Consider the following 23,773-nt stretch of genomic DNA (forward strand, 5'->3'; position numbering starts at 1 on the left):
CTTCAAACCTCTTTCTCTCTGTCTTCGTCTTCGGTCTCTTCGACCGTTTCCTCGGACTTACTTTCTTGAAGCTCGGGCTTCACTTCGGAGTTCTCAAACTCCTCTTCCTCTTCAAACATTGCAGGTTTCTGAGCCTCTTCATACACGTCTTCAATCGTTATGGAAACGTCTTCAACCTTTATCCCGCTGAAGCTCTCCACGTCGTTCTTCAATTTCTCCTGCATCTTCCTGGCATGAGAGGGTATCGAGACGCCGTACTTAATCTTCGTATTCACGGTTATCTTCACTGTCTTGGTTCCATCGACCTTCTCATCGAGATCGATATCTACGGTCGACTTGGCCTCTTTACGCGCTTTTGCTTCCTTAGGATCGAATTTCAAGAATTCTATGTAGGAGTGAATAGCGATATCCCGGATTACAGCCTCCGAGATCTCGATTCTGCCGAGATCAGTCTCTTCAAAATCCATAATTCTCCCTCCTTTCTCCCTATGCTCTCTCGATATATTCGCCTGTTCTTGTGTCCACACGAATCCGCTCTCCATTCTCTACGAAGAATGGAACCGTTACCTTCAAACCTGTTTCAAGAACGGCAGGCTTGCCGCTTCCCGAAACTGTATCACCTTTATAGGCAGGTGCGGTATCCGTTACTTTGAGGACGACAGTGTTTGGAAGTATAACGCCTATAGGTCTATCTTCATGGAACTGAAGGTCCACTTCCTCGTTTTCCTTGATGTAGTCCAGAGCATCTCCCATCTCATCTACACCAATTGTATACTGCTCGTAGGTCTCAAGGTCCATGAAATGAAAGAGCTCATCCTCCGAGTAAAGATACTGAACATGTCTGAATGAAAGCGCAGCTTCTTCAACTTTTTCGCTTGCTTGAAACGTGAACTGCCTAACAAGACCAGTTTTCAGATTTTTCATCCTGGTCCTTATTATACCGTCCCCTCTTCCCATTGAATGTTTGTTAGCTTCTGTTACAATGTAGATCTCTTCTTCAATTATTAGGGGCATTCCCTTTCTAATCTTTCCAACTTCTATCATCTAGAAGCCACCTCCGGATCGCTAAAGAATCTTCAACTCTCTATCTAGATTAGTCAAAACATCAATTCCATTTTCACGAAAATAACAATCGTCTTCTATTCTAACCCCAAATTTTCCGGGAAGATAGATACCCGGCTCAACTGTTATGACTGCTCCGGCAGGAATAGGAGCAGAGTTCTTTGGAGACAGACCTTGACCATCGTGAGTGTCCATTCCCAGGCTGTGCCCAAGACCGTGTCCAAAGTAATCTCCGTAACCAGCCTCTTCAATTATACTTGCCGCTAACTCATGCAGGTAACTGCCAATTACGCCTGCCTTAGCGGCTCTTTTGGCTTCTGTTTGAGCCTTAAGGACTGTCTCGTAAACCTTTATCATTTCATCCGTCGCATTGCCTATACTGTAGGTTCTTGTTATGTCTGAGTTGTAACCGTCTACCCTTGCACCGTAGTCAATCAAGAGAAACTCTCCCGTTTGAAGTTTTCTCTTGGAAGGTCGCCCATGCACTATGGCGCTTCTCGGACCGCTACCTACAATAGTTTCAAAGGCCAGATAACCTCCGCGTTTTCTGATTTCATATTCGAGGGTGGCACAAATCTCTTCTTCCGTCCTTCCCGGACGAATGAAGTTGAGAGTTTCAGTTAGTGCATCTTCTGCGACTTTGACAGCGGCTTTTATCTTCTCTACTTCATCGGCAGTTTTAACCATTCTCATATCTTTGAGAATAGAGTCTGCGGGTTCCAACTCCACTCCAAGGTGAGAGAAAACCCTTTTGTATAGGCCAAAACTAATAGTCTCTTCCTCGAATCCGACGTGATTGGCTCCATCGTCGAGTAAAGCGGCCTTAATTATATCCTTAAGCTCGTCTCCGTTTTTGTAAGGAATAAGCTTGAACTTTGATTCCATTTCAACTTGAGTGAAATACCTGGAGTCGGTCACTATGTACTCACTCTTAGGTGTTATGATCAGAACTGAAAAGGAGCCCGAAAAGCCAGATAGATACCATGAACTGGAACGGTTGCTAGACTCCATGTTGTACAGCACAAAACCATCAAGATTTCTCTCCTTAAGCTTTTCACGAAATTGCTCAATTCTCGACATGATCAACCTCCGGATTGCCAAATTCTTTGTGTACCCTAAAACAAACTGATTTGGTTCCTGTTCATTTTCCCTTTCTTCGATTGTCTGATTTCCCTGAGGTCTTCGGCGGTTAGCACTCGCACTGCTTTGTCCAATGCCGATTGTTTGGAAATTACCCTTAGAATCTCTTTAGCTCTCGAAAGGACGGTCTCGGGAACACCGGCCAGCTTCGCCACTTCTATTCCATGAGAACTATTCGCTACACCGTTGATCACCTTATGGAGAAAGATAATTCCCTTTTCCGTCTCAACTATGCGAGCTGTCTTGTTCTTTATACCAGGATACATGCTAGAGAGTTCAGTCAGTTCTGTGAAATGAGTTGCAAATATCGTGTGGCAACCAATCGCTTCATATATGAATTCTGAAACTGCCCATGCGATTGAAATCCCATCAAACGTGCTTGTGCCTCTACCAACTTCATCCAGGATTACTAGGCTATCTTCAGTGGCCTTAGATAGAATTGTTGCTGTCTCCATCATTTCAACAAGAAAAGTTGATTTGCCGCTGGCAAGTTCGTCTCTGGCGCCAATTCTGGTGAAGACCCTGTCGTAAATCGGTAGCATCGCATCTTTTGCCGGTATGAATGAACCCATTTGAGCCATTATTGAAAGCAAGGCTACTTGTCTAATGAAAGTGGACTTACCGCTCATATTTGGCCCAGTTACGATGAAGAAGTTCTCGGAGCTATCCATTGATATATCATTCGGAGTGAAATCAGGCACAAACCTCTCAACTATGGGATGTCTAGAATTCGAAATCCTTGCACTTCCGTCAACGGAAAAGCGCGGCCGGCAGTAATTGTATTTTCTGGCAACAAGGGATAGTGATTGCAGTGCATCGATCTCAGACAGAACTATAGCTGCATCTTTGAGCCTTTGCAACGAATTCATAAGCTGCGAGCAGACACAAAGAAAAAGTGCTTTCTCAAGAGATTGTATTTTCTCGTTTGCACTTAGTATTTTGTCTTCGAATTCCTTGAGCTCCGGAGTTATGTATCTCTCTGAATTGACCAACGTTTGCTTTCTGGTGTAGCTTTCAGGGACCTTTCCGGACTGGCTTTTTGGAACTTCGAGAAAGTATCCGAAAACCTTGTTGAATTTCACCTTCAACGAAGGGATTCCTGTAGATTTCTTTTCGCTAGTTTCAATTGCCCTAATCTTTTCAACGGAGTTATCGAGAAGATCACGGAGAGAGTCCAGCTGGGCGTCGAACCCCTTTCGGATAACATTTCCATCTCCTATGGAGGAAGAGGGTTCATCAACAATACTGCGCCGCAGCAATTCCAGCTCACTGGGAAAAAGCTCCAATCTTTCGCGTAATCTATCAAATGCTGTTTCGTTAGAAATCAACTCTTTTATGTATGGCAGAACAGTAAGAGAGGTTCTGAGAGATTGAAGGTCTCTCGGTGTTATTCTATCCGTCGAGAGGCGACTTGTTATCCTTTCGATGTCATAAACACTATGGAAGTATTCTCTCAGCTCATCGAGAAGGTGACGATCGGAATAAAGGGCATGAACTACGTCTAGCCTTTCATCGATTTTATGCCTGTCAGTCAAGGGCGAAAGCAGCCACTGCCTCAGCCGTCTTTTTCCCATCCCTGTGGTCGTTTCATCAAGTATTTCGAAAAGAGAACCCTTTCTCTCGAGACGAAAGAGGTTGAGATTTTCAACAGTAGAAGCGTCTAGCTGCATCGAATCCGTTTTTTTGAGAATTCTTGGGAGTGAAAGATGCTTCAAGGGAGAGAAATTTATCGTTTCAAGGTACTTAAACAAAGCACCTAGAACCTCAACTTGCTTATCATCAAGTTCGAGATGGTCGATAGAGGCAATCGAATAAAACTCCTTGACATAGTTAATGCCTGAAGATAACGCAAAATGCCAATCCTCAATAAGTTCAACCATTGATGATGTAACGCCGGCGATTTCCTTCTTCAGATCTTTCAAGCTTTCTCTTAAGAGAACCTGAGAAGGTTGGCTCGCCACAATAAAGTCCTTGAGCGAAATTAGGTCCTCTGCTTCGGAAATTATGACTTCACCTGTCGATACGTCGGCCAATACGATTATGAAAAACTCTCCAGACTTGCCAATAGCGATTATGTAGTTGTTTTCGGCTTCGGGCAGCAGTTCATCTTCGACTATCGTTCCCGGCGTAACTACTCTCGTCACTTCTCTCTTAACGAGTCCTTTTGCAAGGGCTGGATCCTCTGTTTGTTCACAGATGGCAACTTTATGGCCAGCATCTACGAGCTTTTTCAAATAGCCATTGATTGAATGGTAAGGCACTCCCGCCATGGGCACGCCATTTCTCGAAGTAAGAACAATCTGCAGTTCGTTTGAAACAAGTTTTGCATCGTCTAGGAACGTCTCGTAGAAGTCTCCAAGTCTGAAAAGAACGAGACAGTCTTTGTAGTTGTTCTTGACTTCCAGATATTGCTTCATCATCGGTGTCATTTCCGCCACTTCGTTCACTCCGGACACATCAAAAGCCGGCGCTCAGCGCCGGCCGGTTGTTTTCTCTCTTATTCTTTCGTCTTTACTTTTGCCTTCTGCTCAATTACCTTATCTATCATTCCGTATTCTACTGCTTCTGTCGAACTCATGAAGAAATCTCTGTCGGCATCTTTTTCGATTTTCTTGATTGACTGCCCCGTATGCTTGGCAAGAATCTTATTGAGTTCGTCTCGGAGATAAAGAATCTCCCTTGCTCTTATCTCGATGTCTTTTGCTACACCTTCGGCACCGCCAAAGGGCTGATGAATCATCACCCTTGAATTTGGCAGTGCAAACCTCTTCCCTTTCGTTCCACCGGCCAGAAGGATCGCACCCATAGAGGCAGCCATCCCGATACAGATTGTCGAAATATCAGGTTTAATATACTGCATCGTATCATAAATTGCCAGCCCAGAAGTAATAGAACCACCGGGGCTGTTTATGTAGAGATTGATATCCTTCTCAGGGTCCTGGGATTCCAGGAAGAGCAGCTGAGCAACTACAATATTGGATACTTCATCATCAATCGGCCAGCCAAGAAAGACTATTCTTTCAGAAAGCAGTTTTGTGTAGATATCAAAAATCCTCTCTCCCCTGCCCCTGTCTTCAACTACGTAAGGGACGAAAGGCGCCATGTTTATGCCCATAATGCCTCCTAATTTCTGAAGAGTTTTTCTATAATTCTCTTTGGTGGAAGAAAGGAGAAGATGACATGACCACTGTTTGTTATCAGTATGGCCTTTGTTCTCTTACCAAAGGTTAGGTTAACTATCTTTCCAGTTTCCATACCTAGCTGTTTGAGCCTTCGAACGGCCGAGCTTTCTACAGGGAGCACAGCAAGAATCCTATCCTTTACCACAAAAGACTCGAAACCGACGTTCACAACACGATCCACTTCTACTTTCCCCCTTCCAATATCAATGTTATTATAACATAATGGAGATACGGCGGAGGTGTCCCAATGCTAGCTAACGATCAGGAAAGCCTCGTTGATACGGGGCGGATTTATGTTAAAGCGGGAGATGGCGGTAACGGATCTGTCTCCTTTAGGAGAGAGAAATACATTCCCTATGGTGGTCCCGACGGTGGAGACGGAGGAAGAGGTGGCCATGTCTTCTTGAGAGCAAGCAATTCAATAAACACACTTTACGGCTTCAAGCACAAGAAGAGATTCCTCGCACAGAGTGGTGAGAGTGGTCAGGGTTCAAATATGGCCGGGAAGAAGGGGAAAGATCTGGTTATTAGAGTACCGGTAGGGACTATTGCGTATAATGCTGATTCTGGAGAGATCATAGCAGATCTTTGCAACCCTGGGCAGACGATCGTGATAGCTAGAGGAGGAAAAGGCGGTAGGGGAAATGCAAGATTTGTCTCTTCGACAAATCAGGCCCCTAAAGCTGCTGAAAATGGCGAGCCCGGAGAGGAGCTCTTCGTCAATTTGGAACTTAAAATTCTTGCCGATGTCGCGCTTGTTGGATTTCCAAACGTGGGCAAGTCGACTCTCATCTCCACGATTTCCAATGCAAGACCTAAAATTGCCAATTATCATTTCACTACGCTTTCCCCTAATCTTGGTGTTGTAATGGTGAGCGACTCGCAGGGATATATTGTGGCGGATGTTCCCGGGTTAATTAAAGGAGCTCACGAGGGCATTGGACTTGGGCATACATTCCTTAGGCACATCGAAAGGTGCAAAACAATCGTTCATCTTCTGGATATCTCAGAGAGTGAAGAAAGAGACTTCATTCAGGATTACATAGATATCCGTTACGAGCTCGAATTCTATAAGAGGGAGCTTGCTGATAAGCCTGAGATTGTAGTTGCAAACAAATGCGATCTCATTACACAAGCAGAGAGGCAGAAGAGGCTTCAACTATTCAAAGAAAGCACCGGCAAAGAAATAATTCCTGTTTCTGCCGCTACTCATGAGGGTACTCAGGCTTTGAAAGAAGTGATATGGAGAACGATTGAAGGAGACAGTTCATACCTATCGTCAATGAAAGGGGATGAAGATACCCCTCTACCGCAGGTCGAGCCAGTCGTCCTCACGGCACCCTACCCCGAGGATTTCAGAGTGGAGAAGGACTCTTCTGGAAGGTATGTGGTTCTGGGGCCGGCAGTCGATTTCTACGTGAGAAAGATCAGGGCGTTCAAGTATAGGGATCGTTTTATCATGGATAAATTGGAAAAAGGAGGATTGTCTTCAAAACTTAGAGACGCAGGAATCATGGAAGGAGATACTGTCGTAATAGATGATAGAGAGTATGTGTTCAGGGAATAGGATTGGGATCTTTGGGGGTTCTTTCGATCCAGTGCACAATGGACACATCATTGTTGCAATACTAGCCATAGAACAGCTGGAGCTTGAAAGGCTGTATGTAACTCCTGCTTACATACCTCCTCATAAGGTATCTTCAACGATTGCCCCTTACGAAAAGAGAATGAAGTGGCTTGAAATAGCGTTTGAAGGTGTTGAATGCGCCCACGTTTCGGACTACGAAAGAGATCGAGGCGGGGTCTCGTATTCTCTTTTCACAGTTAGGCATTTCTCTAGAGTTCACAACTGCAAACCCTTTCTAGTTATTGGCGAGGATAGCCTTGCTTCGCTTGACAGCTGGTATGAATACGAATCACTACTTCGCGAAGCAACGATCGCTGTTTACCCCAGAAATTCGATAGAGGTAGAAACTGCTTTGAAAGCAGAAATAGTTTGGTTAGATGCTCCGCGTTTTGAAATATCATCCACTGAAATCAGGAGAAGACTTTCAGAAGGTAAGTCTGTTAGGGGAATGGTTCCCGATTCAATACTTGACGAGGTAGAGGACTTCTATGGATAAACAGATTGGGCTTTCTCCCATGGCCGGTTACACTGATGCCGTTATGAGAGAGCTTTCAGCTGAATGGGGAGCGGATTTTGTCTTCAGCGAGATGATTAGTGTAGAAGGTGTGCTTAGGGCGTCGGGAAGAACAGAGGAGATCGTTCCGGTAACTCCAACGCGAATTCAACTATTCGGCTCGAGCGCTTCTAGAATGGCTAAGGCAGCGATGAGGCTTTCGGAAGTCGCAACCTGGATAGATATAAACGCAGGGTGCCCGGTAAAGAAGGTTACACGAAAAGGCGCCGGAAGCGCCCTATTAAGAACGCCCGAGAAAATTGCGGAAATGATCACCGCTCTAAAGAACAGCATAGATGTGCCGGTTTCTGTGAAGATAAGATTAGGAAATGACGCTACTGATACTGAAAAGATAATCTATCAGATTATTGAAGCTAAACCTGATGCGGTTTTTGTTCATGGCAGAACAGTTTTACAGGGGTACTCTGGAAAAGCTAACTGGGATGAAATTGAAAGAATAACGAAACTGCTTCATTCAGAAGGCATACTATCTTTTGGATCGGGTGATATGTTTAATCCTGAGGCAATTGCTTACGCTTTGGAAAACTATTTCATCGATGGTGTACTAGTTGCCAGAGGGGCGATTGGTAGCCCCTGGATCTTCAAACAGGCGAAAGACCTCATCAAGTTTGGTTCATATGAGGAGCTTGCTCCTCACGAAAGACTTGCTCTCTTTCTTAGACACTTCAGAAGACTTTCCGAGGCGGTGGGTGAAGACCAGGCAGTTAGAGATCTCCGGAAATCTTTTGCGGGTTACACGAGAAACATCAGGCATGCCGCGAGTCTTAGAACCGAATACATGAAGTGTAACTCTTTTTGCGAAGTAAAGAAGCTATTCGAAGATCTCATTCCAGATTACAAGACTTCGGTATAACGAACCCTTGCTGAAGAAGCGCGAATACGAACTACATTTCTGAGCCCTCTATACTCTTTTGCTCTCCCCGCAACTTAGTCAAAGAGATGGATAGAGCTACATGTCCTAGATATTTCAGGCTTATCTTCAGAAGAAGTAACCAAGGGCACTTACTTACCATCTCATGCATAGCCACTTGCTTGAAAAGGCCAAATTCAGGCGACCGCTATGTATCGCAGTCAGCGGGAACCTTGGTTGTGAAAAGTCATCGAGGAAGCACATCGATATAAAGGGCTGCTTGGGGGTTACCATGTCGTTTTATACTTTATGATGGTTTCCTAGAGAAAAGTTATTCGAATGACCGGTGTTCCAAGAATACTTATGGATTTGAAATTTCACCATTGTTATCACCCGGTGGTTTCTTGGATCATCCTATAGATCAGGCTGCGAAAGCAGCATATGGTTCATATCTAAAAACTATCCTCCAAGGTACGATTTTTTCACCAGGTCGTCGCTAAGCAAGTCTTCTCCTTTTCCCTGAAGAACTATTCGCCCTGTTTCAAGTACATAAGCATAGTCGGCCAGTTTCAACGCAGCGAGAGCATTCTGCTCTATCAATAGAATCGTCTTACCCTCCTCATGAACCTTTCGTATAACCCTGAACACTTCACCCACAATTACTGGAGCAAGTCCTAATGATGGTTCGTCGAGCATAAGAAGATCAGGTCTAGACATTAGTGCTCTGCCTATTGCAAGCATCTGCTGCTCTCCACCTGAGAGAGTTCCGCCCTTTTGGTCTTTTCTCTCTCTCAATCTTGGAAACAGGGTATTAACCCAGTCAAGATCCTTCTCGATTTCTTCTGAGTCTCTTCTCAGGAATGCCCCTAGCATAAGATTTTCAGTTACTGTAAGGTTAGGAAAGATCCTTCTTCCCTCAGGAACCAGAGTCATCCCGGCTTTCACGATATCATTTGTTGACTTGTTTGTGATGTTCTTCGATTTGAAAAGTATCTCTCCATCCTTCACTTTTTTAAGACCACATACGCTTCTAAGAGTTGTCGATTTTCCGGCTCCATTTGCTCCAATAAGTGCAACTATCTTTCCTTCTTCAACGTTGAAGGAGATTCCCTTCAGAGCATGTATACCACCATAAAAGACATTCAATTTTTCCACCTTAAGCATACAAATCACCCGTTCCAAGGTAGGCAGTTATTACATCGGGATTGTTCTGAATCTCCTCTGGAAGACCCTCTGCAATTGTAACACCGTGATCTAGAACAATGATGCGCTCGCATATCGTCATAACCAAACTCATGTCGTGTTCAATCAGCAGTATCGTCAGCTGAAACTCCTTCCTAATTTTAAGGATCAGTGCCCCCAGAGCAAGTGTCTCTTCTGGGTTCATCCCTGCAGCAGGCTCGTCCAGCAACAACACTTTTGGTTGAGTTGCCAGAGCTCTTGCAATCTCGAGTTTTCTCTGCAGCCCGTAAGGAAGCGATCCAGCCTGATCTCTCTCATACTTCTCCAGACCAAGTGTCTTAAGCAAGGATCTAGCCTTTTCGCGCATTGCCAGTTCTTCTCTCATATATCCCGGGAATCCGAAGACCGCGGAGAAAACCGAGGATCTCAGTCGCAAGTGGCAAGCCGTAAGAACATTTTCCAAGACTGTTAGCTCTCCGAAAAGCCGTATGTTTTGAAATGTTCTTACAATACCCGCTGCGGCGATTCTGTCTGTCTTCAAACCCGTTATGTCTTTGCCTTCAAAAAGGATTTTTCCTTCGCTTAGATAATACGTATTCGTAATAAGATTGAACACAGTTGTTTTTCCTGCTCCATTAGGCCCTATGAGTCCTACCAGCTCTCCTTCTTGAAGATCAAGATTGAAATCCGAAACTGCAGTAAGTCCGCCGAATCTCTTAGTTACTTGCTCAAGTTTAAGCAGACTCATTTGCATTCCTCCCCTTAGATCTGAAAATCCATGTCCATGAGAACTCTTTGTGACCAAAAAGGCCTCTCCTGAAGAAGATCACTGTAATAACGAGGATAAGCGCAAAGATTAGCATCCTCATGCCGGGGATACCGGGTATAGTGAAACCAAAGATCGTCATAGGCGATTCCACGAACCTGAGCAGTTCCATCAAGAAGGCAACCGAAATGCCCATAACGACACTTCCAGTTATGCTTCCGAGTCCTCCAAGAAGGACAATCATGACAATTTGAAAGGTTAAAGCGATGTTGAATGAATTCGGATCGATTGTCATGAGTAGACTACCAAGCAGGCCACCACCAATGCCGGCGAAGAAGGCTCCTATTACAAATGCCAGGGTTTTGTGTTTGAAAAGATTGACTCCCATAGCTTCAGCCGCAACTTCGTCCTCTCTTATTGACTTCAACGCACGTCCATAGCTGCTGTCTACTAGTTTCTTTATGAAGAAGACGGTGAACAATGCCCAGCCCCAGCTCCAGTAGAGGTTTGTATATGTGGGAAGTCCTTTCAATCCAAGAGGCCCATTGGTGATACTTTGAAGGTTGTTGAGTATCACGCGAATTATCTCCGCGAATCCGTAAGTTACTATAGCGAGATAGTCTCCCCCTACCCGAAGACAAGGGGCTCCGACAGCAAACCCCGCAATTGCAGCAACAGTACCCCCTATGAGTAACGCGAAGAAGAAGGGAATCTCTATTTCGCTTAGTGGCCATATTATGGGTTGAATAAAAAAATTCATCGCTTTGAGAGAAGGAGACATGTACAGCAAAGCCGATGCGTATGCACCAAGCGCCATAAAACCAGCGTGACCTAAAGAAAACTGACCAGTGAAACCGTTTATCAGATTGAGACTGACTCCAAGTATAACGTAGATGGCAGCAACATTCAGAATTCTCTTGATAAATGCGTCAATATAATTCTCGGCTAGCCAGAGCAACAAGATGAAAACAAGAAGTTCAATAATGGTTATGACCAACTTCAGTTTGCGATCCATTACACTCACCTACTTGTCTTCTCGCCGAATAGACCTGTTGGCTTTACTAGAAGAATCACGACTAGAAGAACGAAGATTAATGCGTCTCTATAACCCGCGGCCTCAGGGAAAAAAGCGACCAGCATGATCGTAACCATACCAAGCATGAATCCACCGACCAGAGCTCCCACAATACTTCCAATCCCTCCGATTATAGCCGCAGTAAAGGCTCTCCAGCCAGGGAAAACTCCCATGAAAGGCCATATTTGTGGATATCTGAGCGCCCAGAGAATTGCACTTAGCGCTGCGAGTGCTGAGCCTATAGCAAATGTGAATGCAATAGTCCTGTTAACGTTTATTCCCATCAGTTTTGCCGTATCGAAGTCGACAGAAAGGGCGCGCATCGCCAATCCCATTTTCGTGCGCTTAACCAGAAAGGTGAGCAAAAGGAGTACGACTATTGAAACCACAATAGTGGTTATTGTTATCGCCTGAATTCTGACCCCTCCTACGACAAATGTCCTGGTCAGCGATGGGGGTACATAAAATGATTTCTGCCTTCCACCGAAAACAACCGTCGCTATGTTCTGGAGAAGGAAGGACATGCCAATTGCTGCACAGAGCGAAGAAATTCTTGGCGCGTCTCTCAGAGGTCTATATGCAACACGCTCGATACCAACTCCAAGTAATATAGTTACTACGATTCCGAACAAAACTGCTAGCCACCATGGCATCATAAAGAGAGTGAATCCGTAGTAGACAAAGAAAGTAGCCATCATAAAGACATCGCCATGAGCAAAGTTCACAAGTTTGACTACTCCGTAGACGAGAGTATAGCCTATTGCAATCAGCCCGAATATGAAACCCAACGAAATTCCGTTAACAAGGTGCTGCAAAAAAACGCTAGAGCTCATCCTGCCACCACCTTCATCTTAGCTATCGTTCTTAATAAGGACGCAGGCGTTGGCCTGCGTCCGGCACCTAAGATTCTGCGGATAGATGCCCTTTGTCTTATTTATTCGGCAGGTTTCACAACACTTACAAACTTGAAAACTCCGTTCTCCACTTTTCTGACAATCGCATCCTTAATGGCATCTCCGTTTTCGTCAATTGTTATGTATCCTGTAACCCCTTCGAAAGCTACGGTTTCACTCAAAGCGTTCTTAATGTCCTCAGGAACGGCTGAGCCAGCCCTTTTAATCGCGTCTACAGCCAGCATAAACGCATCGTACCCCAATGCCGAAAATGCGCTCGGTTCGACGCCATACTTTGCCTTGAATGCCTCTATGAATTCCGCTGCTTTCGGAGTTGGGGCTACCGACACATCGAAGTGAGTGCTGAAGTAGCTGCCTTCAACGGCGGCACCACCGACCTGCAAAAACTCAGGAACTTCCCATGTATCTCCGCCAAGGAACTGAGATTCAATTCCAAGTTCGCGTGCTTGCTTAATGATTAATGCTGCCTCTCCATACGAAGCAGCAGGGATGAATATTACATCGGGATTCTTTCCCTGAGCATATGCAAGCTGAGCGGTGAAGTCTTGGTCCCCCGTCTGATAAGAAATGACACCGCTTATCGACTTGTTATCCCCGGTAAGTGCCTTGAATGAATTCTGGAAGTAATGTGAAAGACCTACCGAATAGTCTGAAGCGATATCTTGAATAATCACGGCTGTCTTTGCTCCGAGCTCATTAACAGCGAATTTAGCCATCACGCTTCCCTGGAATGGGTCGATGAAGCAAACTCTAAAAGCATAGGGTTTTCCCAATGTAACCAGCGGGTTGGTAGGCGAGCATCCGATCATCGGTACTCCTGCAGCATTTGCAACTTCACTGCCAGGTATGGCTACAGCACTTCCATAGCTGCCGATTATTACCGATGCTTTGTTGAATTGGATCAATCTGGAGACGGCGTTTGAAGCTTCCACCTTTTCACTCTTGTTGTCGACGAGAACCAACTCAATCGGTCGGCCAAGAACCTCTGTCACTTGTTCAGCTGCGAGATTAATACCTTCCATGGTAAGCTGACCACCGGCCGCGTAGGGCCCGGTCATTGGTTCAAAGACTCCAATAACGATCGGTTCAACTGCAAACAGTATAAATCCCATTAGCAGAACAGAAGCTAGAACCAGAATCCTTTTCACTTCCCTCACCTCCACAATTGTGATTATTCACAACCGAAGTGACCTCAGAATGAGCAAAAATACTCGGAGCACAGCTTTGACTTTACCGAAAGCACCGAGACAACTGTGCAGAATGAGAACATCAAACGGGTGAAAATCATAACTGCAGCACTGGACTTCATCAACAACTGAGACCCAATAACCGCTCAGGAACGCGAAAAGTCTTGTGGTACTCATTAAGATTGAAAGACAACAAAACAACGCATTACTCAAAATGATAATACCATGTGAAACAACAACAACCTCTTCTCAAAAAACGCCTTCATGAGGAGATTAGAGCAAAGAAAGCTGATAATCGCTTTCTATCTATCTGGAGACCAAAGACGGGCGGTCAAAGATCACTAACGTTTTTGCTATTGATCGAGTAAGATGGAGAGTTGAGAGAGTGTGTTTAGTAACTTCTTTTGCAGATTGTTGACATATGATGTCAAGGGGTTTCGACAGGAGTTTGTTTGAAAACTCATCTGTTTTCAAAATCGTCCGTGACTCGTCAGATCATTTCAATGGGAAGTGTTTCTTGTAGGACCTAGCCGTTCAGTACGCTATAAGAAGTATCAATCAATTCAAGAGCCGCCATCAACAACATTTGTCCATAAACAGGTGGCTGTCTGTTTTATGAAACAATACGATCAACTTACAATTACAATGTGGAGTCATAAATGAAAGGAGGGAATTTGATTGGAATCAGAAACTATGATTGCAATAGTTAAGGAAAGACCCGCGCCGGGATTGACTCTAAAAAGAGTTCCTGTTCCAAGGGAGCTCGGTCCTCATGATGTACTGGTGAAAGTGAAGAGAGCGTCGATATGTGGCACAGATGTTCACATCTATAACTGGGATGCGTGGTCACAGGAGAGGATTCGTCCACCTCAGATTGATGGCCACGAATTCACTGGCGAGGTTGTAAGCATCGGTGGAGATGTTTCCTCCGTTAAAGTGGGAGATTCAGTTGTATCCGAAACACACATACCGTGCCAGAAGTGCCTTCAGTGTAGAACCGGTAAGATGCACATTTGTAAGAATATGCAAATTCTCGGAGTTCACAGAGACGGAGTGTTTGCAGAGTATGTGAGAGTTCCCGAAGTTGTCTTGTGGAAGGTTGACCCTTCTATACCTCTGGAATATGCTTCGATTATGGAGCCTTTTGGAAATGCAATTCATACGGCACTTGTAACGGATCTTACAGGAAAGAATGTGTTGATCACCGGTGCTGGGCCGATTGGTGTGATGGCAGTTGCGGTAGCAAAGGTATCTGGCGCCGCTCAGGTGATTGTGTCTGAGATAAAGGAATTCAGAAAGGAACTCGCAAGGAAGATGGGCGCCGATGTAATAATCGATCCAACTAAAGAAGATCTAACAAAGAAGGTCAAGGCAATGACAGAAGATAATGGGGCCGATGTTCTGTTGGAAATGTCGGGAAACACTACTGCCTTTAAGCAAGGTTTGGATAGTCTTACCAATGGAGCTGTCGTCTCTCTTCTAGGGGTCTTTCCCGGTGAACTTTCATTCGACATAAACGGTTTGTTTACCTTCAAGGGACTGACAATGTACGGGATTACAGGAAGAAAGATGTTCGAGACCTGGCAAGTGGCCACTCAGCTTCTAAAGAACAAGAGGATTGATCTTTCTCCAGTTGTTACGCACGTCCTTCCTGCGGAGAAATTCGAAGAGGGTTTTGATGTCATGATTAGAGGAGTTTCCGGAAAAGTCATTCTCGAATTTTGATCTGACATTTCGGAGGTGTTTTGATGTTTGATTTTGATGTTCTTAAAAAGGAAATGGAGGAACTTGAAGAAAAGGGTTTGCTCGTAAAAATAAGAACGCTTGAATCGCCTCAGGGGGCATGGTTGAACATTGAAGGCAAGAAGGTGCTAAACATGTGCTCTAATAACTATCTAGGTCTTTGCTTTGATGAAGAGCTTAAAGAAGCTGCTATAGACGGAATAAGAAAGTGGGGAGTTGGACCGGGTGCAGTTAGGTCTATTGCCGGGACACTTGAATTACACAATGAGCTTGAGACTGAACTTGCCAGATTCAAAAAAGTTGAATCAACTCTAGTCGTTCAGTCGGGCTTCAATGCAAACCAGTCCGTCATTCCTCCGATCGTTTCTGAAGAGGATGCGATTCTCTCCGATGAACTCAACCATGCAAGCATTATTGACGGAGTCAGGCTGACAAAAGCGATGAGATATGTCTGGAAGCACAAGGATGTGGATGATCTTGAGGCTCAGCTTCAGAAGGCTGAAACCGATGGAGCAAGGAGAAAACTGGTGATAACCGATGGTGTTTTCTCTATGGACGGTGATCTTGCGCCGCTTCCACAGATTGTTGAAAAGACTAACAAGTACGGAGCAATTCTAATGGTTGACGATGCCCACGGCGAAGGAGTTCTTGGAAGTCATGGAAGAGGAATTGTCGATCATTATGGTTTGCACGGAAGTGTAGACATTGAAGTTGGAACACTTTCCAAAGCCTTCGGAATAGTTGGAGGATTTGTCGCTGGGAAGAGAGTTCTCATTGACTATCTCAAGCAAAAGGCCCGTCCATTTCTCTTCAGTTCATCACTTTCACCGGCCGAAACGGCAGCGGCGATAGCCGCGGTAAGGAAGCTCTCCTCTTCCGATGAACTGGTTAAGACCCTCTGGAGCAACTCCGATTACTTTAAAGAGCAACTGAAGGCACTTGGCTTTGATACTGGCCACTCGGAGACCCCGATTACTCCTGTGATGCTCTATGATGCAAAGCTTTCTGCGGCTTTTTCAAAGAGACTCTTTGAAGAGGGGATTTTCGCAAGCTCAATTGGATTTCCGACCGTTCCCAAGGGAAAGGCCAGAATAAGAGTTATGATAAGCGCTTCTCACTCGAGGAAGGATCTGGACTTTGCGGTCTCCAAGTTCGAACTGATCGGTAAGGAACTTGGCGTTATAAAGTAAAAACACGGCTTTAACTTCAATTGAATATAATCTTGTTGTTGCAGCGGCAATGGCCGCTGCTTTTTGTGGAGGTGAAGCGCTTGTTAGTTTCGTTGCTGATGCTGGCCGCTGGATTTGCTTTGCTAATAAAGGGTGCCGATTATTTGATTGAGGGTTCCGTCGCTATAGCTAAAAACCTGGGAATCTCGGAATTGCTCATAGGACTTACGATAGTAGCTATTGGGACTTCGGCGCCTGAGCTCGCAGTGAGTGTGCAAGCAGCTTTCAAAGGTTCTGACATTGCTCTGGGAAACGTGTTGGGATCAAATATCGCGAACATTGGTCTTATCCTGGGAATTACAGCCATTCTAACGCCCCTGGGAGTGAACAAAACTACTATGAGTTATGAAATCCCCTTCGTCATAATAATCACTATCGCCAGCAGCGCTTTGATTCTAGGAAACAATGGGCTTCATCGAAGCGATGGCATTGTGTTGATTACTTTCTTCTTGATATACATGATGTATGTTTTTACCATGGCGAAGAGAGACAGGAGCATTACAGACATTGTGGAGGTGGAGGGAAAGAGAGATGTCGAGATTCTCGAAAAGAGTCCTGTGCTTGCCTGGGTAGCCACAATCGGAGGGACCGCAGCCGTCATTCTCGGAGGAAATTTCGTGGTCGACGGAGGTTCTTCGATTGCACAGATATTCGGCGTGAGCGACATGCTTATAGGGACAACTATTGTCGCGATCGGAACTTCTCTTCCGGAGTTAGTGACCACAATTTCGGCAGGAAGAAAAAATCGCAGCGATCTTGCCATAGGCAACGTGGTAGGGTCGAACATCTTCAATCTACTCCTGGTTCTAGGGATTTCGGCCACCATCTCGCCTATCACGGCACAGAGATCGCTTGCCGCGGAAATAATCTTTGCATCGCTTCTCGCGATAGTTCTGCCCTTACTTCTCCTTAGAAAGAAGAAGTTGGATAGGCCAAGGGGGGCTCTACTTCTGATAATCTACGCCTCCTTCTTAGTTTCAAGCATATTTAGAGGTTAAAAATTCTGGCTCAATAGAATCAAAGCAATTTTCTGTTTGTGAACTGATCTAAAGATGTCTTTTTGCAGACTGGCGGATGTTGAGAACAGAGACTTTCTGAATGCCTGCGTTCAACCTAGAGAAGATAGTGAAACTCGAGACGGACCTTGTGTCTTTCGATAACTGTGTTCGAATAACAGGCCGTATCGAGTCAAGCTAGTTAAAATCCGTAATTAAGGGACAAAGAGATTGCGGGATAGTTGGAGCTCTGTGTTTCAACAACGAGACGTCTCACTATAGCATTAGTTGTATAATTTCTTGCTGTACCCATTAGCTTACTTCCTAATCCCCTTCTTTGGTACTTCTCCCAGACTAGAATATCCCAAACCCGAAAAGAGTCATTCCATTCCCTTTCAGCAAGGACCAGACCCATTTTATTCTCGAATGCTCCCCATGCTACAGGTTTCTGCTCGACCGGTTCTAACAAGATATATTCTGTATCTTTACTTAACTGAACAGGAGATTCTTTTAGAGGTACTTCGATGTATAGCAATCATCTTTCCGTATCATTCTAAGATCGCAGAATTTATCGCATGTATAGGAGTATCTGACTTTTCTGTCCAAAAGCGATTCTTTACTGAGCTCGATTATTTCCATCTTCTTCACCATGCGCAACACCGGGTGTTCTCACTGAAATAGCAGAACTTGAAGCTCAGGTTTAATGGATCTATCATCAAGAAGTTTACTGATCAGTAAGGGAAGACCTTGCGCCCGTCTTTGGGCAAAGGCGGATCACTCATCGTGACGCCAGCAATCTTCGCGAAGTTCATTATTAGTTTCCAGCCAGGAGGGTTGCTCAGAAATCGCCCCTGTGTTTCCGGGTGAAACTGAACCCCATAAATTGGTTTGTCTTTATGCTTCATCATTTGTAACGGGGTAACATTTCCTTTTGCAAGGATTTCGAATTCCTCTGGTAAAGACGCCACCGCATAGGAATGGTTCTCCCAAACAAGAAGTCCATCCTCGAATCCGTCAAATATCTCGTCCTGTTTTACAAAGGTTATTTCATGCCAACGTCGCTCCTCACTGTAATACAAAACGGAACCAAATACTCTCGAAATTATCTGATGTCCAAGACATATTCCCAGAATGGGGACTTCTCCTCTAAGGATTATCTCTCCACCCTGGTAAATTCTGTTGTTCCAGTCTATGTAGTTTCGCATCGAATCGCCGCCTGCAATTATTACTGCGGAGTACAGATTTTCATCTTGCGGGAGTTCATCATTGAAAATATTGTAAATCCTGTATTCTATGCCCTGTTCAGCCAGTGAACGTTCAATGGGTGAGAGCTTTGTTTCGTACGCCGGGTCATTCAGGAAGAGAGCAACAGGTCCACAGTTTTCAGAAGCAGAAACAAAACTTGCCGGGAAGCAAATTGCTAGTAGAAACATGATTGCCGCGCCAACCTTCTGAATTACCGTTTTTTCTTTCATTGACTCTTGACACCTCATACAGCGAATGATAAACTACTATTTGTGCGATGCCGGGGTGGTGAAATTGGCAGACACGCATGATTCAGGTTCATGTGGGCATACCGCCTGTGCGGGTTCAAGTCCCGCCCCCGGCACCATATTTTCTCAGAGAGGATGCAATATTTCCTCTTTTTCATTCTTATATTGAACTCAAACTTTTTGCCTTCTGTATTTCTTAAAGTCTGTGACTACTCTTCTATCTTATTTTAGTTTTTTTGGATTCTCACAATCCTGCTCTCCTGAAGAGAAGCTTTCGAACTTCCATAAACTCGTTCCCAAAATACCTGTCATTTATGTGATCGGGAACGATTCTTCTGATATCTTCAAACAGCTCCTCAACAGCAATACTTGATTTTTTTGGATGCCTGAACGACAGCGCTCTAAAAGCAAGAAGTGCCTCAATAGAAATCATTGTCGCGAGATTGTCAACTATCATCCAGAGCTTGCGTGCTCCCCATGCACCCATACTTACATGATCTTCCTGAAAACCAGAAGTCGGAATAGAGTCGGCGGAAGCGGGATGTGCAAGTGTCTTGTTTTCCGAGGCAAGTGCCGCTGCGGTATACTGCCACAGCATGTAACCGGAATTCAGTCCCTCGTCACCATTTGTCAGGAAGGCGGGCAGATCGTTAAGCTTTGGATTTACAAGTCTGTCTACTCGTCTCTCTATCATGTTACCCATATCGGTGAGTGCAATCGACAGAAAGTCCATTGCAAGAGCTATTGGCTCACCATGGAAGTTACCTCCGGATATAACATCGCCATTCTCAAAGATGAGCGGATTATCAGTCGCTGAATTGATCTCTATTTCCAGGACCGATTTGACATAGTCTAACGTATCCTTGACCGCGCCGTAGACCTGCGGAATGGTTCTGAGCGTGTAAGCGTCTTGAACACGGTCGCAGTCCAAATGGGAGGTTCTAATCTCGCTTCCTTCTAGCAAACTTTTCATTCTTCCGGCGACGTAGCCCTGCCCTCTATGTGGTCGAGCACTATGAACCCTTTCGTCGAAGGGAGACGTACTGCCCATAAGGGCATCAACCGACATTGCCGAAACGAGAATTGCCTGTTCAAAAAGCCTTGAAGCAATATATGTTGAGCAGCCGCCTATTCCTGCCATAAAAGCGGTGCCGTTAAGGAGACTTAGCCCCTCTTTAGATTTCAAAATAATAGGTTCAAGATTTCTACTCTTAAGAGCTTGAAGAGAAGGAACAACACTTCCTTCGAGAGTACAATATCCTTCTCCAATAAGTGACATGGCAACATGTGCCAATGGTGCAAGATCTCCGCTGGCTCCGACCGATCCTTTTGAAGGTACGACAGGAACAATGTCTTCATTGAGAAGGTCGAGAATTCTTTGTACCAAGCATTTTCTAACTCCTGAAAAGCCTTTCAAAAGAGAATTTGCTCTAACCAACATTATTGCTCTTACTAGTTCTTGACGAAGGGGTTCTCCCACACCGGCCGCATGAGAAAGAACGATATTCTTCTGGAGAGCATCTAGATCTTTAGAAGAAATTCGGTGATCTGCAAGAACCCCGAATCCCGTATTAACCCCATAGATCGTTTTTTCCTTGCTGATGAGCTCTAGGGATCTTCGTCTTTCGTCTAGAAGCCGCGCAGCGCTTTCTTCAATACTGCAGAATTCCTTCTTGAAGGCCACTTCAAAGATATCCGACAGTGTAAGATGTTGTCCGTCAATCAGCACTGACCCACCTCCAGAATCGTTTGATTGTTTTCAAACAGATTTCAGTCATTATCAGCATTTCTTAATTATCTTACCCATTCTAGTCCGGGTATCTCAACCTTCTTTTCGAGTATGCTGAATATTTTAGTGAAGAAGAGAACCACAACTAGATAGATCACAGCAACGACGAGATACACTTCGAAAAACTGAAAGTTTCGTGAGGCAATAAACTTTGCCTGAGCCATTAGTTCCGGTGCGCCAACAATATAAGCAAGAGAAGTATACTTCAAGAGGTATATGAACTCATTTGTCCATGCTGGAATTACTCTTCTGAACGCCTGGGGCATAATGATCTGCAGAATCGCCTGCCATTTTGTCATTCCGAGAGATCTGGCCGCCTTCATCTGGTTACCTGAAATGGACTGAATAGATCCTCTCAAATACTCCGCCTGATAACAACCGCTGTTGATGGCAAAACCAATGATTGCGGCCGCGAACGGGGAGAGATTCATTCCGAGAGGTGGAAGCCCATAATACAGAATGAACAACTGTACGAGAAGTGGTGTACCTCTTATTATTTCAATAATTGCGGTCGCAACACCATGGAAGAGTTTGTTTCCATAAACTCTTGCTATTGCGAGGATGACTCCAATAATAAATCCGATTACCACTGCAATCAAAGTCATTTCGAGAGTAACCCCAAGGCCTTCCAGAAATTTGGGCCAGTAGTTAACGACAATTTTCCAGATCCTATCCACTTCATTCACTCCCGTAAAGCTCACTGAGCTTGAAGAGGAATTCCTTCGTTCGAGGATTCTTTGGATTCTTGAACATTTCTTCAGGGGAACTCTGTTCAACAATATGACCGTGTTCCATAAAGATGATCTCATCAGATACAGTTCTTGCAAACCCCATTTCATGAGTCACAACAAGCATTGTCATGCCACTTTCAGCCAGGTTCTTCATCACTGACAGTACTTCTCCAATCAGTTCTGGATCTAAAGCCGATGTGGGTTCATCAAAAAGAATGATTTTTGGGCTCATTGCTAACGCACGAGCGATTCCGACCCTTTGCTTCTGACCACCTGATAGCTGAGCGGGATACATATTCGCTTCTCTCTCCAGCCCAACTCTTGTAAGCTCTTTCATTGCAATCTCTTTTGCGAAATCCTTCTCGATTTTCTTCACCTTGGTGAGGCCTACCATGACGTTTTTTAGAGCCGTAAGATGGTTGAAAAGCCCGAAATCCTGGAAGACAAAGCCTATCTCCTGACGAATCTTGTTTATATTTTTAGCAGATGTAACCTCTTCCTCTTCGAGCCAGATCTGGCCACTGTCGGGAGTAACAAGCATATTTATACAGGAAAGAAGCGTACTCTTGCCGGTTCCACTAGGACCGATAATTACTTTAGTCTCTCCCTCCTTCATGTCAAAGGATACGCCTTTCAAGACTTCTTTGTCACCGAAGGCCTTCTTGAGATTCTCGACTCTTAGTACGACTCTTTCCTTACTCATCTTACCGTCTCCTTTACATCGAATCCAGGAATTGCAAGTCGTTTTTCAACGCTTCCCAGAGTCTTGTTGATAGCGATTGTTACTATGAAATACATTACTGCAACCGTGAGGTAGATCAGCATAGGCTCATATTTGGTGGCGATTATGTATCCTCCCTGGCGGAGAAGCTCAGTTACTCCAAGTGCGTACGCAAGTGAAGAATCCTTCAGTACGATAGTGAATTCGTTTGTCCATGGTGGAAGGGCTATTCTTATTGCCTGAGGAAGAACAATATTGATGAAACCTTTTAGATTAGTCATTCCCAGAGATCTTGCAGCTCTCATTTGAGCCGAACTGACCGAGTTTATTGCTCCCCTGAAAATCTGAGACTGATATGCCGAGGATCTGAAACCTAACCCAATTATCACCGCAGCGAAGGGGGAGAATCTTATTCCGATCTTTGGAAATCCATAGAATATTAGAAAGAGAATTACCAGTTCCGGAATACTTCTGAGGATTTTTTCATAGCCTGCAATGAGGGCTTTGATCCACTTGTTTCCGTAGACCTGGCCAAAAGAAATGGGGAGGGCCAGAACCAGGCCCAACCCCAAAGTTAAGAAAGTGATTTGAAGTGTCACCCACATTCCTGAGAGGAGTGCGGGCATAGAATCTGCAATGAGTGCGAGTTTATCTATGATTACCCCCGCCCTTCACTTAGAAGTGCTTGAGATTCAGTTCGTTCAATCTACCGGACTCTTCGAGTCGAGCAATACCCTCATTTATCAAATTCAAAAGGTCTTTGTTAGACTTGTTTACCGCAATCCCATAGTCTTCGTATGTCTTGATGACCCCAACGATCTTCACCGGTCTGACCTTTGCAAAACTCTCTGCTACTGGCGCGTCGAGAACAATGGCATCGATGTTCTTGTTTACAAGATCTGTCATGGCAAGAACATAAGTGTCGTATCTCTTAAAATCACCGGTAAGAATCTTGGTTTTGACTAGATTGTCTTCAACCCAGAGATCACCGGTCGTGCCCGTCTGGACACCGATGTTATGTTTCCCAAACAGAACTGTCACAGTCAATTCGCTGTCATCCCTTACAACAACACTCTGATCAGCTGTCCAGTATGGTTTCGAGAATGACACTACTTCTTCTCTTTCTGGTGTAATCGTCATTCCTGAAATAACTATGTCGATATTTCCGGAAGCTAGAGCAGCGATTAGCGAATCAAAACTCATATCTCTGATTTCAATTTCGAAATCCATTTCTTCAGCGATAGCTTTGATCAGATCGATGTCGAATCCCACAAATTCACCATTCTCTACGTACTCAAATGGTGGAAAGTCAGCGCTTGTTCCAACCACGTACTTTGCTCCAAATCCGAACCCAGTCGAAACCAGTAGAGCTAGTAACACTAGTAAAGCCTTTTTCATGATACCCCTCCTTATGCTCAAAGATGAAGTGATTGTATATCAACATGCTTTCATTAGAACGAACTGTGCGTGCAGCTTTCGAAAAGAATCAAGAAAGGTTTGGCAACAATGAGTT

24 protein-coding genes and 1 tRNA gene are annotated in these 23,773 nt (G+C 44.7%); 7 read left to right on the forward strand and 18 right to left on the reverse strand.

Going from position 1 to position 23,773, the window contains the following annotated elements:
- Window positions 1-2 precede the first annotated feature (2 nt).
- The 6 genes from THEBA_RS04515 to THEBA_RS04540 form a co-directional block, all read right to left on the reverse strand.
- Complete coding sequence (locus THEBA_RS04515) at window positions 3-467, reverse strand: Asp23/Gls24 family envelope stress response protein (RefSeq protein WP_014730635.1); 465 nt, start codon at window positions 465-467, stop codon at window positions 3-5.
- A gap of 19 nt (window positions 468-486) precedes the next feature.
- Window positions 487-1,044 (reverse strand): elongation factor P, encoded by a 558-nt coding sequence (gene efp, locus THEBA_RS04520; protein ID WP_014730636.1) that lies wholly within the window; start codon window positions 1,042-1,044, stop codon window positions 487-489.
- Between the two features lie 21 nt (window positions 1,045-1,065).
- Window positions 1,066-2,142 carry a M24 family metallopeptidase gene (locus THEBA_RS04525; protein ID WP_006492592.1) on the reverse strand — a complete coding sequence of 359 codons (1,077 nt, stop codon included), beginning with the start codon at window positions 2,140-2,142 and terminating at the stop codon, window positions 1,066-1,068.
- 35 nt (window positions 2,143-2,177) lie between these two features.
- Entirely contained in the window at window positions 2,178-4,631 is a 2,454-nt protein-coding gene (gene mutS / locus THEBA_RS04530; RefSeq protein ID WP_041928420.1) for a DNA mismatch repair protein MutS, read from the reverse strand.
- Window positions 4,632-4,699: 68 nt separating this feature from the next.
- Window positions 4,700-5,317: an ATP-dependent Clp endopeptidase proteolytic subunit ClpP gene (gene clpP, locus THEBA_RS04535; RefSeq protein WP_006492597.1), complete on the reverse strand. Its 618-nt coding sequence runs from the start codon at window positions 5,315-5,317 to the stop codon at window positions 4,700-4,702.
- Window positions 5,318-5,325: 8 nt separating this feature from the next.
- Window positions 5,326-5,565: a DUF370 domain-containing protein gene (locus THEBA_RS04540; RefSeq protein WP_006492598.1), complete on the reverse strand. Its 240-nt coding sequence runs from the start codon at window positions 5,563-5,565 to the stop codon at window positions 5,326-5,328.
- 66 nt (window positions 5,566-5,631) lie between these two features.
- On the opposite strand from THEBA_RS04540, the gene obgE reads away from it, so the two are divergent.
- From obgE to THEBA_RS04555, 3 genes are read left to right on the forward strand one after another with little or no spacing between them, the layout of a single operon-like run.
- On the forward strand, window positions 5,632-6,951 hold the full coding sequence (gene obgE / locus THEBA_RS04545; RefSeq protein WP_006492599.1) for a GTPase ObgE: 1,320 nt from the start codon (window positions 5,632-5,634) through the stop codon (window positions 6,949-6,951).
- Window positions 6,935-7,507, forward strand: a complete 573-nt coding sequence (gene nadD / locus THEBA_RS04550; RefSeq protein WP_173362783.1) for a nicotinate (nicotinamide) nucleotide adenylyltransferase — start codon at window positions 6,935-6,937, stop codon at window positions 7,505-7,507. Before obgE ends, nadD begins: the two co-directional genes overlap by 17 nt.
- A complete protein-coding gene (locus THEBA_RS04555) occupies window positions 7,500-8,438 on the forward strand; it encodes a tRNA dihydrouridine synthase (RefSeq protein WP_006492601.1) in 939 nt (312 codons plus the stop codon). Before nadD ends, THEBA_RS04555 begins: the two co-directional genes overlap by 8 nt.
- A gap of 456 nt (window positions 8,439-8,894) precedes the next feature.
- On the opposite strand, the gene THEBA_RS04560 is transcribed toward THEBA_RS04555, so the two are convergent.
- From THEBA_RS04560 to THEBA_RS04580, 5 genes are all read right to left on the reverse strand, one after another.
- A complete protein-coding gene (locus THEBA_RS04560; protein ID WP_014730638.1) occupies window positions 8,895-9,599 on the reverse strand; it encodes an ABC transporter ATP-binding protein in 705 nt (234 codons plus the stop codon).
- Window positions 9,592-10,365: an ABC transporter ATP-binding protein gene (locus tag THEBA_RS04565; RefSeq protein ID WP_014730639.1), complete on the reverse strand. Its 774-nt coding sequence runs from the start codon at window positions 10,363-10,365 to the stop codon at window positions 9,592-9,594. The genes THEBA_RS04560 and THEBA_RS04565 overlap by 8 nt, the downstream gene beginning before the upstream one ends.
- Window positions 10,352-11,398, reverse strand: a complete 1,047-nt coding sequence (locus THEBA_RS04570) for a branched-chain amino acid ABC transporter permease (protein ID WP_014730640.1) — start codon at window positions 11,396-11,398, stop codon at window positions 10,352-10,354. The genes THEBA_RS04565 and THEBA_RS04570 overlap by 14 nt, the downstream gene beginning before the upstream one ends.
- Window positions 11,399-11,403: 5 nt before the next feature.
- Complete coding sequence (locus tag THEBA_RS04575; RefSeq protein WP_006492605.1) at window positions 11,404-12,291, reverse strand: branched-chain amino acid ABC transporter permease; 888 nt, start codon at window positions 12,289-12,291, stop codon at window positions 11,404-11,406.
- A gap of 101 nt (window positions 12,292-12,392) precedes the next feature.
- Window positions 12,393-13,520: an ABC transporter substrate-binding protein gene (locus THEBA_RS04580; protein ID WP_006492606.1), complete on the reverse strand. Its 1,128-nt coding sequence runs from the start codon at window positions 13,518-13,520 to the stop codon at window positions 12,393-12,395.
- A 717-nt stretch (window positions 13,521-14,237) separates the two neighbouring features.
- On the opposite strand from THEBA_RS04580, the gene tdh reads away from it, so the two are divergent.
- The 3 genes from tdh to THEBA_RS04595 all read left to right on the forward strand — a co-directional run bounded on the left by tdh (window position 14,238) and on the right by THEBA_RS04595 (window position 17,529).
- Window positions 14,238-15,284: an L-threonine 3-dehydrogenase gene (tdh, locus tag THEBA_RS04585; protein ID WP_014730641.1), complete on the forward strand. Its 1,047-nt coding sequence runs from the start codon at window positions 14,238-14,240 to the stop codon at window positions 15,282-15,284.
- 23 nt (window positions 15,285-15,307) lie between these two features.
- Entirely contained in the window at window positions 15,308-16,492 is a 1,185-nt protein-coding gene (locus THEBA_RS04590; RefSeq protein WP_014730642.1) for a glycine C-acetyltransferase, read from the forward strand.
- A 71-nt stretch (window positions 16,493-16,563) separates the two neighbouring features.
- Entirely contained in the window at window positions 16,564-17,529 is a 966-nt protein-coding gene (locus THEBA_RS04595; RefSeq protein WP_236609207.1) for a calcium/sodium antiporter, read from the forward strand.
- A 199-nt stretch (window positions 17,530-17,728) separates the two neighbouring features.
- Here THEBA_RS04595 and THEBA_RS14945 read toward each other — a convergent pair whose 3' ends face one another.
- Window positions 17,729-18,061 (reverse strand): GNAT family N-acetyltransferase, encoded by a 333-nt coding sequence (locus tag THEBA_RS14945; protein WP_006492610.1) that lies wholly within the window; start codon window positions 18,059-18,061, stop codon window positions 17,729-17,731.
- A 196-nt stretch (window positions 18,062-18,257) separates the two neighbouring features.
- Window positions 18,258-19,001 carry a type 1 glutamine amidotransferase gene (locus tag THEBA_RS04605; protein ID WP_006492612.1) on the reverse strand — a complete coding sequence of 248 codons (744 nt, stop codon included), beginning with the start codon at window positions 18,999-19,001 and terminating at the stop codon, window positions 18,258-18,260.
- 49 nt (window positions 19,002-19,050) lie between these two features.
- Here THEBA_RS04605 and THEBA_RS04610 point away from each other — a divergent pair.
- A tRNA-Leu gene (locus tag THEBA_RS04610) sits at window positions 19,051-19,138 on the forward strand.
- A gap of 125 nt (window positions 19,139-19,263) precedes the next feature.
- On the opposite strand, the gene hutH is transcribed toward THEBA_RS04610, so the two are convergent.
- From hutH to THEBA_RS04635, 5 genes are all read right to left on the reverse strand, one after another.
- Complete coding sequence (gene hutH / locus THEBA_RS04615; protein ID WP_006492613.1) at window positions 19,264-20,748, reverse strand: histidine ammonia-lyase; 1,485 nt, start codon at window positions 20,746-20,748, stop codon at window positions 19,264-19,266.
- Between the two features lie 65 nt (window positions 20,749-20,813).
- A complete protein-coding gene (locus tag THEBA_RS04620; protein ID WP_014730643.1) occupies window positions 20,814-21,485 on the reverse strand; it encodes an amino acid ABC transporter permease in 672 nt (223 codons plus the stop codon).
- A gap of 1 nt (window position 21,486) precedes the next feature.
- The gene (locus THEBA_RS04625; RefSeq protein WP_006492615.1) at window positions 21,487-22,242 is read right to left on the reverse strand and encodes an amino acid ABC transporter ATP-binding protein; all 756 of its coding nucleotides are present in this window, start codon (window positions 22,240-22,242) and stop codon (window positions 21,487-21,489) included.
- Entirely contained in the window at window positions 22,239-22,886 is a 648-nt protein-coding gene (locus THEBA_RS04630) for an amino acid ABC transporter permease (RefSeq protein WP_041928078.1), read from the reverse strand. The genes THEBA_RS04625 and THEBA_RS04630 overlap by 4 nt, the downstream gene beginning before the upstream one ends.
- A 49-nt stretch (window positions 22,887-22,935) precedes the next feature.
- A complete protein-coding gene (locus THEBA_RS04635; protein WP_014730645.1) occupies window positions 22,936-23,658 on the reverse strand; it encodes a basic amino acid ABC transporter substrate-binding protein in 723 nt (240 codons plus the stop codon).
- Window positions 23,659-23,773: the final 115 nt, after the last annotated feature.

The organism is Mesotoga prima MesG1.Ag.4.2 (assembly GCF_000147715.2).
In the GTDB taxonomy this organism is placed as follows: Bacteria; Thermotogota; Thermotogae; order Petrotogales; family Kosmotogaceae; genus Mesotoga; species Mesotoga prima.

What these genes read in the sequence shown, in the direction of transcription:
- THEBA_RS04515 (WP_014730635.1), bottom strand. Translation starts at nt 467, where the DNA reads ATGGATTTTGAAGAGACTGATCTCGGCAGAATCGAGATCTCGGAGGCT.
- efp (WP_014730636.1), bottom strand. Translation starts at nt 1,044, where the DNA reads ATGATAGAAGTTGGAAAGATTAGAAAGGGAATGCCCCTAATAATTGAA.
- THEBA_RS04525 (WP_006492592.1), bottom strand. Translation starts at nt 2,142, where the DNA reads ATGTCGAGAATTGAGCAATTTCGTGAAAAGCTTAAGGAGAGAAATCTT.
- mutS (WP_041928420.1), bottom strand. Translation starts at nt 4,631, where the DNA reads ATGACACCGATGATGAAGCAATATCTGGAAGTCAAGAACAACTACAAA.
- clpP (WP_006492597.1), bottom strand. Translation starts at nt 5,317, where the DNA reads ATGGGCATAAACATGGCGCCTTTCGTCCCTTACGTAGTTGAAGACAGG.
- obgE (WP_006492599.1), top strand. Translation starts at nt 5,632, where the DNA reads ATGCTAGCTAACGATCAGGAAAGCCTCGTTGATACGGGGCGGATTTAT.
- nadD (WP_173362783.1), top strand. Translation starts at nt 6,935, where the DNA reads ATGTGTTCAGGGAATAGGATTGGGATCTTTGGGGGTTCTTTCGATCCA.
- THEBA_RS04555 (WP_006492601.1), top strand. Translation starts at nt 7,500, where the DNA reads ATGGATAAACAGATTGGGCTTTCTCCCATGGCCGGTTACACTGATGCC.
- THEBA_RS04560 (WP_014730638.1), bottom strand. Translation starts at nt 9,599, where the DNA reads ATGCTTAAGGTGGAAAAATTGAATGTCTTTTATGGTGGTATACATGCT.
- THEBA_RS04565 (WP_014730639.1), bottom strand. Translation starts at nt 10,365, where the DNA reads ATGAGTCTGCTTAAACTTGAGCAAGTAACTAAGAGATTCGGCGGACTT.
- THEBA_RS04570 (WP_014730640.1), bottom strand. Translation starts at nt 11,398, where the DNA reads ATGGATCGCAAACTGAAGTTGGTCATAACCATTATTGAACTTCTTGTT.
- THEBA_RS04575 (WP_006492605.1), bottom strand. Translation starts at nt 12,291, where the DNA reads ATGAGCTCTAGCGTTTTTTTGCAGCACCTTGTTAACGGAATTTCGTTG.
- THEBA_RS04590 (WP_014730642.1), top strand. Translation starts at nt 15,308, where the DNA reads ATGTTTGATTTTGATGTTCTTAAAAAGGAAATGGAGGAACTTGAAGAA.
- THEBA_RS04605 (WP_006492612.1), bottom strand. Translation starts at nt 19,001, where the DNA reads ATGAAAGAAAAAACGGTAATTCAGAAGGTTGGCGCGGCAATCATGTTT.
- THEBA_RS04625 (WP_006492615.1), bottom strand. Translation starts at nt 22,242, where the DNA reads ATGAGTAAGGAAAGAGTCGTACTAAGAGTCGAGAATCTCAAGAAGGCC.
- THEBA_RS04630 (WP_041928078.1), bottom strand. Translation starts at nt 22,886, where the DNA reads ATGCCCGCACTCCTCTCAGGAATGTGGGTGACACTTCAAATCACTTTC.
- THEBA_RS04635 (WP_014730645.1), bottom strand. Translation starts at nt 23,658, where the DNA reads ATGAAAAAGGCTTTACTAGTGTTACTAGCTCTACTGGTTTCGACTGGG.